The sequence below is a fragment of the Pseudomonas sp. ef1 genome, from assembly GCF_007293365.2.
GTDB lineage: Bacteria > Pseudomonadota > Gammaproteobacteria > Pseudomonadales > Pseudomonadaceae > Aquipseudomonas > Aquipseudomonas siliginis.
The window spans coordinates 3,752,691-3,767,389 of sequence record NZ_CM129815.1 but is presented as its reverse complement, the minus strand read 5'-3'; the positions used below and the strand labels follow the sequence as shown (position 1 = coordinate 3,767,389).

Annotated in this window: 14 protein-coding genes and 1 pseudogene; 11 read left to right on the top strand and 4 right to left on the bottom strand. The window is 56.9% G+C overall.

What is annotated here, in order from left to right:
- Positions 1-88: 88 nt before the first annotated feature.
- Both FEE99_RS17085 and FEE99_RS17080 read right to left on the bottom strand, forming a co-directional pair.
- On the bottom strand, positions 89-628 hold the full coding sequence (locus FEE99_RS17085; RefSeq protein ID WP_041481074.1) for a DsbA family protein: 540 nt from the start codon (positions 626-628) through the stop codon (positions 89-91).
- Positions 629-639: 11 nt separating this feature from the next.
- The gene (locus tag FEE99_RS17080) at positions 640-1,182 is read right to left on the bottom strand and encodes a redoxin domain-containing protein (protein ID WP_052392237.1); all 543 of its coding nucleotides are present in this window, start codon (positions 1,180-1,182) and stop codon (positions 640-642) included.
- Between the two features lie 509 nt (positions 1,183-1,691).
- Between FEE99_RS17080 and FEE99_RS17075 the strand changes: the two are divergent.
- Positions 1,692-1,805: pseudogene (locus FEE99_RS17075) on the top strand (FAD-dependent oxidoreductase); the annotation flags it as partial.
- Between the two features lie 236 nt (positions 1,806-2,041).
- Here FEE99_RS17075 and FEE99_RS17070 read toward each other — a convergent pair.
- Positions 2,042-2,965, bottom strand: coding sequence for a LysR family transcriptional regulator (locus FEE99_RS17070; RefSeq protein ID WP_041481076.1), 924 nt, complete (start codon positions 2,963-2,965; stop codon positions 2,042-2,044).
- A gap of 426 nt (positions 2,966-3,391) precedes the next feature.
- On the opposite strand from FEE99_RS17070, the gene FEE99_RS17065 reads away from it, so the two are divergent.
- Positions 3,392-4,684, top strand: coding sequence for an MFS family transporter (locus FEE99_RS17065; RefSeq protein WP_269465686.1), 1,293 nt, complete (start codon positions 3,392-3,394; stop codon positions 4,682-4,684).
- A gap of 482 nt (positions 4,685-5,166) precedes the next feature.
- Here FEE99_RS17065 and FEE99_RS17060 read toward each other — a convergent pair whose 3' ends face one another.
- Entirely contained in the window at positions 5,167-6,477 is a 1,311-nt protein-coding gene (locus FEE99_RS17060; RefSeq protein WP_041481078.1) for a dicarboxylate/amino acid:cation symporter, read from the bottom strand.
- A 419-nt stretch (positions 6,478-6,896) separates the two neighbouring features.
- On the opposite strand from FEE99_RS17060, the gene FEE99_RS17055 reads away from it, so the two are divergent.
- From FEE99_RS17055 to FEE99_RS17015, 9 genes are all read left to right on the top strand, one after another.
- On the top strand, positions 6,897-7,427 hold the full coding sequence (locus tag FEE99_RS17055; protein WP_041481079.1) for a thiamine pyrophosphate-binding protein: 531 nt from the start codon (positions 6,897-6,899) through the stop codon (positions 7,425-7,427).
- Positions 7,415-8,011, top strand: a complete 597-nt coding sequence (locus tag FEE99_RS17050) for a thiamine pyrophosphate-dependent enzyme (protein ID WP_041481080.1) — start codon at positions 7,415-7,417, stop codon at positions 8,009-8,011. Before FEE99_RS17055 ends, FEE99_RS17050 begins: the two co-directional genes overlap by 13 nt.
- A gap of 68 nt (positions 8,012-8,079) precedes the next feature.
- Complete coding sequence (locus FEE99_RS17045; protein WP_041481081.1) at positions 8,080-9,243, top strand: acyl-CoA dehydrogenase family protein; 1,164 nt, start codon at positions 8,080-8,082, stop codon at positions 9,241-9,243.
- Positions 9,244-9,304: 61 nt separating this feature from the next.
- Entirely contained in the window at positions 9,305-10,507 is a 1,203-nt protein-coding gene (locus tag FEE99_RS17040; RefSeq protein ID WP_041481082.1) for a CaiB/BaiF CoA transferase family protein, read from the top strand.
- Positions 10,508-10,555: 48 nt separating this feature from the next.
- On the top strand, positions 10,556-11,305 hold the full coding sequence (locus FEE99_RS17035) for an electron transfer flavoprotein subunit beta/FixA family protein (RefSeq protein ID WP_041481083.1): 750 nt from the start codon (positions 10,556-10,558) through the stop codon (positions 11,303-11,305).
- Positions 11,306-12,235 carry an electron transfer flavoprotein subunit alpha/FixB family protein gene (locus FEE99_RS17030; protein WP_064361159.1) on the top strand — a complete coding sequence of 310 codons (930 nt, stop codon included), beginning with the start codon at positions 11,306-11,308 and terminating at the stop codon, positions 12,233-12,235.
- A 19-nt stretch (positions 12,236-12,254) separates the two neighbouring features.
- The gene (locus tag FEE99_RS17025) at positions 12,255-13,097 is read left to right on the top strand and encodes an FAS1-like dehydratase domain-containing protein (RefSeq protein WP_041478788.1); all 843 of its coding nucleotides are present in this window, start codon (positions 12,255-12,257) and stop codon (positions 13,095-13,097) included.
- A complete protein-coding gene (locus FEE99_RS17020; RefSeq protein WP_041478787.1) occupies positions 13,094-13,918 on the top strand; it encodes an HpcH/HpaI aldolase/citrate lyase family protein in 825 nt (274 codons plus the stop codon). Before FEE99_RS17025 ends, FEE99_RS17020 begins: the two co-directional genes overlap by 4 nt.
- 166 nt (positions 13,919-14,084) lie before the next feature.
- Positions 14,085-14,681, top strand: coding sequence for a TetR/AcrR family transcriptional regulator (locus FEE99_RS17015; RefSeq protein WP_052392176.1), 597 nt, complete (start codon positions 14,085-14,087; stop codon positions 14,679-14,681).
- Positions 14,682-14,699 lie beyond the last annotated feature (18 nt).

Sequence of the window (14,699 nt, the reverse complement as noted above, 5' to 3'; positions counted from 1 at the left end):
CTCCTTGTCCACCTCTTTAATGTAAAAGGAAGCTAACGTTGGTTTTTCCTCGGCTCCGATGTGGGTGATGCCAAGCCGATTTGGCTCTCTAGCGATTTCGTCCACGCACTAACAAAAGCTCAATCATCTGACTCATCCCGATGAACTCTGGAACTCCATCATAGCGAAGCCCGTCAATGTAAAACGCTGGGGTGCCATTCACGCCGCTGCGTACACCGCCATTGAAATCGGCTTGTATTTTGGGAATGTAAGTATCCTCTTGCATTGCAAGATCGAATTCCTCCCTGGAAAGGCCGTGTTTGAGAACGATGGCGCGATACAGCGGCAGGCCCAATCGATCCTGATTTTCGTACAATTCGTCGTGGGCCTCCCAGAAGAATCCTCGACTCCCGGCATACTCAGCGGTGACCGCTGCACCCAATGCATGGGGGTGAGCGGTGGTCAGAGGGAAGTTACGGAACACAAACAGCAAGTCATTGCGAAAATGCTGTTGCAGATTCTTGACCATCCAATAAGCTTCACCGCAATAGGGACATTCATAGTCGCCAAATTCGACCAAGGTGACCTTGGCATGCGCACTTCCCTGGCGATGGTCGTTGGCACTTACCGGGACTTTGAGAGTGGCCATCTAATCACCTGTTAATTTTTGGTTGGCGTGCTTTGTGGCGAATTCGCCAAAGCATCCAGCGCATCCAGAATACCGTCCGCACCAGGGTTGATTGCCATCGGGGAGACGTAGCTCCAGGCAACCACCCCGTCCTTGTCAATCACGAACAGCGCACGCTTACAAACCCCGAGCTGGGACTCGTACGCTCCATACCGTCGTGCCACAGCCCCTTTGGGCTCGAAATCGGCCAGCAGGCTGAAGTGAAAATTCCGATCTTTGGCAAAGGCCTGATGACACCAGGCGCTGTCAACCGAGATACCCAGTAGCGCCGCACCGTATTCTCTGAATGTGGGTAGCAACTGGTTGTACAAGGTCAGTTGGTCACCACACACCGAAGTCCAGTCAGCGGGATAAAACGCCAATATCACGGGATTTCCCTTTAGCTCACGCAGCGACAACTGTTGATCAGGGGTTGCGTGAAGAGTGAAGTCGGGCGCGACAGTGCCGGCTGGCAGCGGCCCCTGAACCAGGTCGCCATTGGTTTTTTGTGCATCATCGAACTCTAAAGTATTCATTGCTTGAACCTTGATAGATGGGTGGTTGTGACGTGCTCAGTGGGATGCGACGTGCCCGGCGGGATAACTCCATCCACCATCAAGGGGTTCAAAAAAAGACAACGCTGCCTCGATCTCAGCCTGAGCCTGAGTGATTTCGGCAGCGAAACATTCACGTTCCGCATCAAGGAACACAAGAAGATCCGCCGTGTAATCGCGGAATTGGATTAGGCCAGGTTGGCAGGGGAATGGTCAGATTCGCTCTGGCTCACCAATGACTATAGTCGTTGATGACGCTTGCCGTAGTAGCTGAACGAATTTTCGGTACCCTCCAGTGCCAACAACACTTACGCGCTTATCTTGCTACCATTTCAGGCGGCGTTTTAACACGATGAATTTGTCAGCTATTTCGCCACTTCAGACAAATCTACATCTGCTTTCTGGACGACAACTGCAGCCCGTTACGACAAGCAGAAATCGACCAGAGGCAGACAATGAACCGCCTTCAGGTCGACAGAATGAAGGTTGATATGGGAAATGCTCTGGGCAAACGAGTCGTTGTCATTAGTGCCGGCATCGTGGCAGCTTCGCTGGCGTATCACCTGGCTGATAAAGGCGCGAATATCACCTTGGTTGAGGCTGAAGGTAATCAAAGATGCGGCTCGTGCAGCGATGGTGCTGTATCTAACGAATAGTCGAGATCGGTCTTCGGGAAGCTGAGCGGTAGCCTTTGCGAATATTGTCACTGACCGCTTTTGGCCGAAAGCCGCCGTTCGTGAGCGGCAGCTATCGGCCCTTAGCTGCCATTGACGTATCCGCTTAAACGTTGGACAACGCCTAAATCAGTGATATAAATCATCAAGCAGTTTTGTCGGGGCGTTCAGAGCATGTGACCGGCCCAGATTCCCTGTTTCACCAATTCTGACGCCAACTCGACAAATGTCTCGCCGACATAGCGCGTGGCCTGGCTGACTTTTCTGTCAGCGGGCGACACCATCACTAGTTTGCGCATTGGCGTGGGTTCTACCAGAGGCGCGGCACACAGGGTGCCGCTTTGCAGATGCCCATATATCGAAGCCAATGGCAATGCGGTCAGCCCGAAACCATTACGGACTAGGTCGATCATCGCACCAAATGAATCCGCCTCAACGTTGGCAACTATCTTAAAACCGACGCCTGCAGCGCAACGGTCCATGATCTTGCGCAAGCCATGTCGCGGGCTGGGCAGTACCAACTGCTCGTGGGCAAGGCTAGAGAAGTGAACTGCCTCGTTCAACTTCAAACCCGCACTGGGTGGTCCTACCAAAACCAGATTTTCCATCATCACAGGGACGATACGTAGCGTGTGCAACGGCTCCAGATCATAGGAGATCGCCAGTTCCAATTCGCCGCGTTGAATCCAGTCCAGTAAATAGCCACTAAAGGCCGAGGAGATACGGATAGACAAATCCGGGTTTTCCTCGCGAATGCGTTTTACCAGGCGCACCGTCATTATTTCAGCGATGGTCGGTGTAGTACCGATAGCAACGGCACCACGGAAGGCCCCCCGACCTACCGCGACCGAACTGCGAATGGCCTCCAGTTCATCCATGATGCGAGTGGCATGTTGCAGAACTTCATTCCCAGCCTCGGTAATGATCATGCCGCGACCGTGGCGCTCAAAAAGGTACACCCCAAGCTCTTTTTCCAACTGCCGAATTTGACGACTCAGTGCTGGTTGAGCGATGTGCAGTCGATCGGACGCCTTGCTGAGACTGCCTAGCTCAGCAACATGAATAAGTGTTTTGAGCTGAACGACGTCCATGGGTAGACCAACTTAGGATAGAGGGGTGAATGGCAGTCTAATCACCCTGACTATTAGCAGCTATAGAATCTGAGCATATCAGATAGTCGCCTGGCGCCCTTATTCATGCATGCACTGTGGAGTAGCTTGCAAGCAAGTCGCGACTCGATACGCGATGCCTCACAACAATAAAATTAGAGGTCTTGATCATGCTACCCACCCACTCCTCCCCCCTCTGGCAGGACCGCTACCCCAGCCCCCTATTTGTTTGCAAACACAACGCCCACTCTGATTCACACAAATGCCCAAGCCGATGACGGAGCGCCTGTTTTCGCTTCGTTATGTCTCGTGCCTTGCCAGAGGTTGACCACCATGTCCACTCCACTGCCAATCAATACCGATGTCGATGATGCTCGCGTCCGCAAACCCAATCGTGTCCGCGCGATCATGGGCGCCTGCTCGGGCAACCTCGTCGAATGGTATGATTTTTTTATCTACGCCTACACAGCGATCTACTTCGCTGCGTCGTTCTTTCCCAAAGGTGATACCACCACTCAACTGCTAGCCACTGCGGGCGTATTTGCTGTCGGCTTCTTCATGCGTCCGTTGGGCGGCTGGATCTTCGGCTGGCTCGCTGACACGAAGGGCCGCAAGGTCTCGATGATTATCTCGGTGTTCATGATGTGCGGCGGCTCACTGCTGATCGCAGTGATACCGACCTATGAAACCATAGGCATCGCGGCACCCATTATGTTGGTTGTTGCGCGCTTGATCCAAGGTCTCTCGGTGGGTGCCGAGTACGGTACCGGCGCGACCTATATCAGCGAAATCGCAACACCCGGACGACGCTGTTTCTATGGCTCGTTCCAATATTTCACCATCATCGCTGGGCAATTAATGGCGTTGTTCACCGTGGTAATCCTGCAGCAGACCCTGACTGACGAACAGATGCGTGAATGGGGCTGGCGTATTCCATTCTTCATTGGTGCAGTGAGTGCAGTGGTAGTGGTTTATCTGCGCCGTTCGATGCACGAAACTGCGTCGAAAAAAGAAATGAACCGCGAGGGCGCCGGATCGCTACGCGGCATGTTCAAACATAAACGCGCCGTTGCCCTCGTCATCGCCTTTACCATCGGCGGCTCGCTGTACTTCTACACTTTCACCACCTACATGCAAAAATTCCTAGTGATCTCGGCCGGATTCGATGCTCAGACGGTCAGCTTCATCATGACCTCGGCCCTGATCGGATTCATGCTCTGTCAGCCGTTGTTCGGACTAATGGCTGATCGACTGGGTATCAAGACTCACATGCTGATGTTCTCGGGGCTGGCTCTTCTATTGGTTATTCCGCTGCTGTTCGCCATCAAGGGCACACAAAGCCCATTCGTAGCCTTTTTGCTGGTGTTTGGCGGGCTGGTAGTCGCGTCCCTGTATACGCCAATTGCGGGCATCGTCAAAGCCGAGCTGTTCCCGCCTGCAGTGAGAGCCTTGGGAGTCGGCTTTCCTTACGCCATCGGGAATGCTGCGTTTGGCGGTACCGCCGAGTATGTCGCCCTGTCGTTCCGCGCTGAAGGTGTCGAGGACTACTTTTTCTTCTACGTCGCCGCAGTGCTCTGCGTGACCTTCGTTGCCTCGATGATGATGCCTAACCTGAGCCGGCATGGTTATATCAGTGGCGATGGCAACGTCGAAGAAAATACAGGCATGCCCGTAAGCAGGATGCAGACAGCACGACTTTAATCGCTGACGCTTCAGCATCTCGAGGGCTTAGATTCGCGCCATTGGCGGTTACGAATCTGAGCCCTTTTTCGTGCCCGTGTTATTTCCAATGCCTGACCATACTCCGCTCAAGCGCTACTTGGCATACTTCGAAGAGGTTGGTGTGTGTGTGTGTGTGTGTGCACATACTGAGGATCTAAAGATTGGTCGAGCATCAGTTGCAGTCGTGCATCCACATGCACCGGCGTGCATTGCTCGAGTACACAAGGATAGCCTGTCGAGAGCGAAGGACGGGGTTGTCAATGTCTTGGGGACAGAGGATGCGACAGCTGTCTTTGCCAAGTGCTGGCAGCACAAGATTGAGAGGCGCCTAATCTGGCGAGTGTGGGTATTAACACCATTGTTGGAAGATTTGGCAGGCCCATCCAAACCGATGGACCTGCTCTACCTGCAATTCAGCAAAGCAGTTGAATCGAGTCAGCCTTAAACACTTTTGGGCTCAACTATGGCGCAGGCTGCAAGTCGGCAACGACGTTATCGGTTTGACGCTCCATCGCCATTGCCCGCGCCTGCGCCTCAGGCTCATCAAGCAATTCTCCCTCCCACTTCGCCACCACCGCCGTTGCGATCGAGTTACCCACTTCATTGGTCGCCGAACGGCCCATGTCGAGAAACGTATCGATGCCCAAAATCAGCAGCAACCCAGCCTCAGGAATATCGAACTGTACCAGGGTGGCTGCGATAACCACCAAAGAGGCGCGAGGCACACCCGCGAGCCCCTTCGAGGTCAACATCAGCGTCAGTAGCATAAGAATCTGAGTGCCGAGGGTCATCTCGATGCCATAGGCCTGGGCAATGAACAACACGGCAAACGTGCAGTACATCATCGAACCATCAAGGTTGAACGAATACCCCATGGGCATCACGAAACTGGAGATCTTGCGCGAAACGCCAAACCGGTCAAGCGCCGCCAACAGCTTCGGGTAGGCCGACTCAGAGCTGGCTGTAGCGAACGCCAGCAGGAATGCTTCCTTGATCAGACTCAGCAGGCTGAACACCCTACTCCCAAGGAACAACGCTCCTGCCAGGACTAACAAACACCAAAGCAGTGATAAGCCGACGTAAAAATCACGCATGAACACGGCAAAGGTAGCCAAAATCGACAGCCCGTTAATCGCTACGGTGGAGGCCATCGCCGCCATAACAGCCAAGGGCGCAAGCCTCATCACATAGCCAGTTATGAGCAGCATGGCTTGCGCCAGCTCGTCAGTCAGGCGAACCAGACCTTTGGCCTTCTCGCCAAGTGCGGCCAAGGCCACGCCAAAGAACAATGAAAACACCACAATCTGTAGGATTTCATTGGTCGCGAGCGCTTCCGCAAACGACCTTGGCACCAGGTGAGTGACGAAGCCTTTCAAAGTAAACGCCGAGGTCTGTAATGATGTAGTTGCATTGACGTCAGGCAGTGGCAACGCCAGATGCTGACCTGGCTGGAGAATATTGGCCATCATCAACCCCACTGCCAGCGAAAGCAGCGAAGCGGTTATGAACCACAGCATTGCCTTACTGAACACACGGCCAACCGCACCGGCATCGCCCATGTGAGCGATGCCGACCACTAGGGTAGAAAACACCAGTGGCCCGATCAGCATTTTGATCAGGCGCAGAAACACATCCGAGATAATCGAAATATACCCGGCGATCTCGGTTGCACTGGCTTTGGCAGGGGCGTTGAGAAAGATGGTGTAACCGATCAGCACACCGGTGAGCATCGCAAGCAGGATCCAACCTGCCAGAGGTAGACGGTATTTCATAGACCACCTGTTAACGAGTAATGAAAGTATCGCCGCACATGCGCCGCATTACGGAATGAGGTAGGCAGTTGCAAGGTGTCCTGTAGGACATGCCGAGGAGTACTGCGGGTCTGCGGAAAGTTGAGCAGGCGTGAGCCAGTGCAGGAAGCGTTCGAACATGGTTGTACCCTCGGATTTTATTTTTGTGGGTCATGGACGGCGTCCGAAGGGACACCAGCCTCTCACCCTAACCAAGTTCTCCACGCCGACTAAGGCCATTCTCGGCCTAACTGCTATCCATCTGGGAGATAGCACAAAGCTCCTCGCAGCGCAGTGCAAGCTATGCCGAACGGGCATATCTCAAAGAGAAAAATGGTAGTCGTCTGTTCCTTCCTTTGACTTCATGATGAGGCAAAACAAGAGCAGCACTGGAGACAACCATGTCATCGCAAGAAGCTGAACAAAGCTGGCAAGAAGATGTTTTTCGCGTCCTCAAAGCTCACGACGTCAAGCACGTAGTATTCGTCCCGGACGCCGGCCACTCGGCCGCCATCCGCATGTCCTACGAGGATCCTGATATCAAGGCAGTCGTTCTGACCACCGAAGAAGAAGGCATTGGCTATCTGGCCGGCGCTTGGCTCGGCGGTGAGCGTGGTGCACTGCTGATGCAGTCAAGTGGTGTGGGTAACTGCATCAATACCCTGGCCTTGCAGAACTGCGCCGGTTTCCCCCTGCTGATGGTCGTCACCATGCGCGGCGACTGGGCTGAGTTCAATGCGTGGCAGAACCCGATGGGGCAGGCTACTGAGGCATCCCTGCAGTTGATGAAGGTGATGACCTGGCGTGCGGACGTGCCGGAGGACGTCGCGCCACTGCTGCATGGCGCAGCCACTATGGCCTTCAACGGTGATTCGGCCACTGCCCTGCTGCTTGGTCAGCGTCTGATCGGAGAAAAGAAATGGGTCAAGTAAGCGCTAACCACACCCTGTGCCGTCGTGAAGTGGTACGCACCCTGCTAGCAGATCGTAACGATGTGTTGGTCGTCACCGGATTGGGCTCTGCATCCTACGATGTGATGGCTGCAGGTGACCATGACGGCAATTACTACCTCTGGGCGGCTATGGGCAGCGCCATCACAGTGGGTCTGGGCCTAGCCAACGCTCAGCCGGACAAATCAGTAGTGGTCATCACCGGTGACGGAGAGTTGCTGATGGGCTTTGGCGCACTGGCCACGGTTGCGCTGCAAAAGCCCGCCAACCTAACCATCGTCGTGCTGGACAACGGCCACTTCGGCGAGACCGGCATGCAGGTAAGCCATGCCGGATTCGGCATCAAGCTCGACCAGGTCGCACGGACCTGCGGTTTCAGTTGGACTAACGAAATTCGTGAGATGGAAGGCGTGCATGACCTGCGCGAGCGCTTTGCCATGCGTGAAGGGGTGAAGCTGGTCACAGTGAAAATTAAGGCTGAGAACCCGCCACGGGTGCTTCCGCCGCGTGATGGTCATTTCATCAAGAACCGTTTCCGCGCTGCCCTCGGCTTCCAGCCTCTCTGACCGTGTTGGAGATAGGCTTGCGGCCGAACCACGATGACGCTGCAAGCCGTCTCGCCTGGAGAACAATAATGAGCGACTACGATAACGAAGAACTCAATGCCATCCGTGAAGGCGTTCGCGCCCTGTGTGGTGAATTCCCTGCCGAGTATTGGCGCAAGATCGATGAGCAAAAGGGTTTTCCGGAGTCCTTTGTCAAAGCCATGACCGAAGCGGGCTGGCTCTCGGCGATGATTCCAGAAGAATATGGCGGATCGGGCCTGGGCCTGGCAGAGGCCTCGGTGATCCTAGAGGAGGTAAACCGCTGCGGGGGTAACTCCGGCACCATCCATGGCCAGATGTACAACATGTTCACACTGCTGCGTAACGGTAGCGAAGAGCAAAAAAGCTACTATCTGCCCAAGCTGGCAAGCGGCGAGCTACGGCTGCAGTCGATGGGGGTTACCGAACCCACCACCGGGACCGACACCACCAAGATCAAGACGACGGCGGTGCGCAAGGGTGAAAAGTACGTGATCAATGGTCAGAAGGTGTGGATCTCACGGATCCAGCATTCCGACCTGATGATTCTGCTGGCCCGTACAACGCCTCTCGCCGACGTGAAGAAAAAATCCGAAGGCATGTCGATCTTCCTCGTCGACCTGCGCGAAGCCATCGGCAACGGCCTGACCGTGCAGCCGATCGCCAACATGGTCAATCACGAAACCAACGAGCTGTTCTTCGACAACCTGGAGATCCCTTCCAGCAGCCTGATCGGCGAAGAAGGCAAGGGTTTCCGTTACATCCTTGATGGCCTCAACGCCGAGCGGACCCTGATCGCCGCGGAATGTATTGGTGATGGTCGCTGGTTCGTCGAGAAGTCCAGCCAGTATGCCCGTGACCGCGTAGTGTTCGGCCGACCGATTGGGCAGAACCAGGGCGTGCAGTTCCCGATCGCAGAGGCGCATATCGAGATCGAGGCCGCCGACCTGATGCGCTGGCGCGCCTGTGAAGAGTATGACAGCGGCAAAAATGCCGGTGCCGCCGCCAACATGGCTAAGTATCTGGCAGCCAAGGCCAGCTGGGAAGCCGCTAACGCATGCCTGCAAACCCACGGTGGCTTCGGCTTTGCCAACGAGTACGACGTAGAGCGCAAGTTCCGCGAGACCCGCCTGTACCAAGTCGCGCCGATCTCGACCAACCTTATCTTGTCGTATGTCGCTGAACACCTGCTGGAGTTACCCCGCTCGTTCTGATTGAAGTCGCCCCATGCCGCCCAAACGGCAGGGGCCTGCCATGACAAGAGAGATAACAACCATGAGCCAGCCCACGGGCATCCGCCCACTCGACGGGATCACCGTCATCAGCCTCGAACACGCTATTGCCGCGCCCTTCTGCACCCGCCAACTGGCCGACCTCGGCGCCCGCGTGGTCAAGATCGAACGGCCAGGTGTCGGCGATTTTGCGCGCAGTTATGACCAGCGGGTCAACGGCCTGGCCTCCCACTTCGTCTGGACCAATCGCTCAAAAGAAAGCCTCGCCCTCGACCTCAAGCAGAAGGTGGCCGGCGACATTCTGGACCAACTTCTTGAGCAAGCCGATGTGCTGGTGCAGAACCTCGCACCGGGCGCCGCTGCACGCTTGGGCCTGTCGTTCGAAACGTTGCATGCACGCTTCCCAAAACTGATCGTGTGTGACATTTCAGGGTATGGTGCCGGCGGCCCCTATGAGCAGAAGAAAGCCTACGACCTGTTGATTCAGAGCGAAGGCGGGTTCCTCTCGGTCACTGGCGGCCCTGACGACGATCAAATGGCAAAGGCTGGTAACTCGATTGCCGATATCGCCGCCGGGATGTATGCCTATACCGGCGTACTTTCTGCCCTGCTGTTGCGTGGCAAGACAGGTGAAGGCAGCCATGTCGACGTATCCATGCTGGAAAGTCTGGTGGAGTGGATGAACTATCCACTGTACTACGCCTATGAGGGTGCGACGCCGCCGCCACGCGCGGGTGCAGCGCACGCCACCATTTACCCTTACGGCCCCTTCCCTACCGGCGATGGCAACACCATCATGCTAGGGCTGCAGAACGAGCGCGAATGGCGGCTATTCTGCGAGCAGGTCCTGCTGCATCCCGAGCTCGCCGACGATGAGCGGTTCGCGGCGAACTTCAAACGGGTCGAAAACCGCGACCGCTTACGCACGCTGATCGTCGAAGCGTTTGCCCAGCTCGACTTCAACACCGTGATTGCCCGCCTTGATGGTGCCAGCATCGCCAATGCTCGCGTAAATGATATGCAAGGAGTTTGGCAGCATCCACAACTTCAGGCTCGCAAACGCTGGCGCCAAGTGGAGACCCCCAAGGGCAAGATTCCCAGCCTACTCCCTCCTGCCAGCAGCAATGCCTTCAGCCCGCGCATGGATGCGGTGCCTGACCTGGGTGAGCACAGCGCGAGCATTCTCGCCCAGCTTGGCCTGTCTGCCCAACGTATTGAGGAGTTGCGCAGCTGCGGGGTCATCTGACCCCTCTTTTTTCAGCCCTAGAACAATAATCAGAGAGTCATACTGCCCATGAAAGTGCTGGTCGCAATCAAGCGTGTGGTCGACTACAACGTCAAGGTCCGCGTCAAGGCGGACAATTCCGGCGTCGACCTCGCAAACGTCAAGATGTCGATGAACCCATTCTGCGAAATCGCCGTGGAAGAAGCCGTACGCCTGAAAGAGAAAGGTGTTGCGACTGAAATCGTCGTCGTCTCCATCGGCCCGACCACCGCTCAGGAGCAGCTGCGTACCGCACTGGCTCTGGGTGCCGACCGTGCCATCCTCGTCGAATCCGCTGAAGACCTGACCTCGCTGGCCGTGGCCAAGCTGCTCAAGGCCGTTGTCGACAAGGAACAGCCGCAGCTGGTGATCCTCGGCAAACAGGCGATCGACAGCGACAACAACCAGACCGGCCAGATGCTCGCGGCACTGAGCGGCTACGGTCAGGGCACCTTCGCTTCGAAAGTCGAAGTCTCCGGCGACAGCGTTGCCGTGACTCGCGAAATCGACGGCGGCGCGCAGACCGTTTCGCTGAAACTGCCGGCCATCGTCACCACCGACCTGCGTTTGAACGAGCCGCGCTACGCGTCCCTGCCAAACATCATGAAAGCCAAGAAGAAGCCTCTCGAAGTGCTGACTCCGGACGCTTTGGGCGTTTCCACCGCCTCCACCAACAAGACCCTGAAAGTCGAAGCGCCGGCTGCACGCAGCGCGGGCATCAAGGTCAAGTCGGTGGCTGAACTGGTTGAAAAACTCAAGAACGAAGCGAAGGTAATCTAAATGACTATCTTGGTTATTGCTGAACACGACAACAAAGTGCTGGCCCCGGCCACACTGAACACCGTGGCTGCTGCGGCAAAAATCGGCGGCGACATCCACGTTCTGGTAGCAGGTCAGGGCGCAGGCCCGGTGGCCGAAGCCGCAGCGAAAATCGCTGGCGTGAGCAAAGTCCTGAATGCCGACAACGCCGCTTACGCGCATCAGCTGCCGGAAAACGTTGCACCGCTGGTTGCAGAGCTGGGCGCTGGCTACAGCCACATCCTGGCTGCCGCGACCTCCAACGGCAAAAACATCCTGCCGCGCGTTGCTGCTGCGCTGGACGTTGACCAGATCTCCGAGATCATCTCGGTAGAAAGCGCTGACACTTTCAAGCGTCCGATCTACGCCGGTAACGCCATCGCCACAGTGCAATCAACCGCCGCGATCAAAGTGATCACCGTGCGTGCCACCGGTTTCGATCCGGTTGCTGCTGAAGGTGGTTCGGCTGCCGTTGAAGCCGTTGGCGCTGCGCACGACGCCAGTACCTCGAGCTTCATCAGCGAAGAGCTGGCCAAGTCCGATCGTCCTGAGCTGACCGCTGCCAAGATCGTCGTTTCCGGCGGTCGCGGCATGCAGAACGGTGACAACTTCAAACACCTGTACGCGCTGGCCGACAAGCTCGGCGCTGCTGTTGGCGCTTCACGCGCTGCGGTCGACGCAGGTTTCGTACCGAACGATATGCAGGTCGGTCAGACCGGCAAGATCGTTGCGCCACAGCTGTACATCGCCGCCGGTATCTCCGGCGCGATCCAGCATCTGGCCGGTATGAAAGACTCTAAGGTGATCGTTGCGATCAACAAGGACGAAGAAGCGCCGATCTTCCAGGTGGCCGATTACGGCTTGGTGACGGACTTGTTTGAAGCAGTCCCGGCACTTGCCAGCCACCTTTGAACGAACGAGGACACGCAGAATGACAACACGAGACCTCAGCGCCTGGATCGGCCGCACTGAAACCAGTCAGGATCGGATCACACATAACTTGGTCAAGCGCATCGCCGCGACCTTGAGCGAACCGGCACCTGGTCCAGGCGATGCCCTGCCCTTGCTCTGGCACTGGGCATTCTTCCAGGACACCGTCGACGCAGCAGGCCTGGGTAGCGATGGCCATCCTGCACGTGGTGGCTTCTTGCCGCCGGCGGACGACCGCAACCGCATGTGGGCAGGCAGCCGTCTGAAGTTCCTTTCACCGTTGCGGGTGGACGCCGAAGTTTCACGGCGCTCGACCATCCTCAATGTACAAGACAAACACGGCAGAACCGGCTCACTGCTGTTTGTCACGGTAAAGCACGAATATGTTCAGGAGGGGCGTGAAGTGCTGGTCGAGGAGCAGGATATCGTCTACCGCGAGCCATCCCCGCCCAAGCTCGCCGGCACCGAGGCCGCCCCTGAAGGCGCTTGGCAGGAAGCAGTCATTCCCGATGCGACGCTGCTGTTCCGCTATTCGGCAGTCACCTTCAATGGCCATCGGATCCACTACGATTGGCCATATGTCACTGAGGTTGAAGGCTATCCAGGGTTGGTGGTACATGGCCCACTGATCGCGACGCTCAGCCTGCGCGCGTTCCAGCGGGCCAACCCGGCTGCCATAGTTCATAGCTTCAATTTCCGCGGCTTGCGCCCGCTGATTTCACCACAGGCATTCGAGGTGGGTGGCCGGCTGACGGACGCCGGCAAGGCGCAGATCTGGGCAACCGCAGAGGCCGGTATGGCGCAATCCGGCGAAGTTGAGTTCACTACAGGAGATGCATTATGAGCCAGTCAGTCGTACGCAGTGCCCTGTTCGTGCCTGCCAGCCGGCCGGAACGCATCCCCAAAGCGCTGGCAAGTGGTGCAGATAGGGTGATAGTCGATCTTGAGGACGCAGTCGAGGAGAGCGCCAAGGAGCAGGCCCGGCACAACCTCGATACCTTCCTGGCGGAGCACCCGCAGGCCCAAGTGCTGGTCCGTGTCAACGCACCTGAGCACTGGGCACATGAGGCTGATCTGGACCTATGTAAGCGTCATCCGGGAGTGCGCGGCATTCTGTTGCCTAAGGCCGAGACAGTCGAGCAGGTTCGCCTGGCATACTCGACGGCCAAGCCTGTGTGGCCGATTATCGAAAGCGCGCGTGGGCTCGCGGCATTGCCCCAGCTGGCGACGAGCGTCGGCGTTGAACGATTGTCTTTCGGCAGCCTTGACCTGGGGCTCGATCTGAATCTGCGCAGCGGCAGTGACGCCGCCGAGCAAGTGTTGGCGCACGCGCGCTACGCTATCTTGCTGCACACACGAGTAGCGAATCTTGCTGCACCATTGGACGGAGTGTACCCCTCCATCCACGACACCGACGGCTTGTGCCGGCACACCGAGTTCGTACGCGACATGGGATTTGGCGGCGCACTGTGCATCCATCCCAGCCAGGTCAGGTTAATTCACCAGGCGTTGCGGCCTTCGTCAGCCGAGGTGCACTGGGCACGCCGAGTCATAGCGGGCGCCGAAGGTGGTGCCGGGGTGTTCACCCTTGACGGGCAAATGGTCGATGCGCCCGTAATACTGCGTGCTCGTGCAACGCTTGCGCGCATCACGCAAGACGACTGAGCAGAGCGGTTTGTCGCAGGTAGGCTACTTCTGCGGATGCGAGAAACCCGGCAGCCTGAAAGGCTATTCCTAGTTTGGAGGTAAATAATGAAAAAGAGCCCTTCACGTAACCGCTGCCGCCGCGCTGTCTGTTCGTTACTGCGTGCCCTTTCCAGATTGCCAGCCTATGCCTGAAGGCGCGCGCACGCAGAATTGCCCGGACTTCCTGTTGGAGGCGGCTCGTGAACTAATGGCCGAGCAGGGCTACGGCGCTATGAGCATGCGGCAACTAGCCGCTCGTGTTGGCCTGCAACCCGGCAGCCTCTACCACCATATCGCGAGCAAAGAGGACCTGCTGCTTGATGTTCTGCTGAACATCCTTGCTCATCGGCTGGAGGCTTGGAAAAGTGGCCCGTATACCCGTGACCTGCGGGGCTATCTGAGCTTTCTCCTGGCGCGTCAACGCTCTCATCCCTGCGAAGAGCTACTGCTGCGCCATGAGTCTCGACATGTCAAAGCAAGCCACCGCATCTGGTTAGCGCAGGCGCTTGATCGGTTGCAGGCGCCGTTGCATCAGGCGATAGAACAAGGGCTAAGGTCCGGGCATTTCAACGTGCAGGATATCCCCAGCGCAATCGCGGCGATTTACGCATTGATTGACACTACCGATGGCATGCGCAACCGACCGATGCCGGTCGATGAAGCATGGATAGAGGCTTGGATCGTACGGATGAGCATCGCACTGTTGTCGTGCCCCAACACTTCGGAACGCAACGCGCTGTGATGTCAACGATTCCAGGCA

Excerpts from the sequence above, each read along its gene's own strand:
- FEE99_RS17085 (WP_041481074.1), bottom strand. The coding sequence starts at position 628 with ATGGCCACTCTCAAAGTCCCGGTAAGTGCCAACGACCATCGCCAGGGA.
- FEE99_RS17080 (WP_052392237.1), bottom strand. The coding sequence starts at position 1,182 with ATGAATACTTTAGAGTTCGATGATGCACAAAAAACCAATGGCGACCTG.
- FEE99_RS17070 (WP_041481076.1), bottom strand. The coding sequence starts at position 2,965 with ATGGACGTCGTTCAGCTCAAAACACTTATTCATGTTGCTGAGCTAGGC.
- FEE99_RS17065 (WP_269465686.1), top strand. The coding sequence starts at position 3,392 with ATGGGCGCCTGCTCGGGCAACCTCGTCGAATGGTATGATTTTTTTATC.
- FEE99_RS17060 (WP_041481078.1), bottom strand. The coding sequence starts at position 6,477 with ATGAAATACCGTCTACCTCTGGCAGGTTGGATCCTGCTTGCGATGCTC.
- FEE99_RS17055 (WP_041481079.1), top strand. The coding sequence starts at position 6,897 with ATGTCATCGCAAGAAGCTGAACAAAGCTGGCAAGAAGATGTTTTTCGC.
- FEE99_RS17050 (WP_041481080.1), top strand. The coding sequence starts at position 7,415 with ATGGGTCAAGTAAGCGCTAACCACACCCTGTGCCGTCGTGAAGTGGTA.
- FEE99_RS17045 (WP_041481081.1), top strand. The coding sequence starts at position 8,080 with ATGAGCGACTACGATAACGAAGAACTCAATGCCATCCGTGAAGGCGTT.
- FEE99_RS17040 (WP_041481082.1), top strand. The coding sequence starts at position 9,305 with ATGAGCCAGCCCACGGGCATCCGCCCACTCGACGGGATCACCGTCATC.
- FEE99_RS17035 (WP_041481083.1), top strand. The coding sequence starts at position 10,556 with ATGAAAGTGCTGGTCGCAATCAAGCGTGTGGTCGACTACAACGTCAAG.
- FEE99_RS17030 (WP_064361159.1), top strand. The coding sequence starts at position 11,306 with ATGACTATCTTGGTTATTGCTGAACACGACAACAAAGTGCTGGCCCCG.
- FEE99_RS17025 (WP_041478788.1), top strand. The coding sequence starts at position 12,255 with ATGACAACACGAGACCTCAGCGCCTGGATCGGCCGCACTGAAACCAGT.
- FEE99_RS17020 (WP_041478787.1), top strand. The coding sequence starts at position 13,094 with ATGAGCCAGTCAGTCGTACGCAGTGCCCTGTTCGTGCCTGCCAGCCGG.
- FEE99_RS17015 (WP_052392176.1), top strand. The coding sequence starts at position 14,085 with ATGCCTGAAGGCGCGCGCACGCAGAATTGCCCGGACTTCCTGTTGGAG.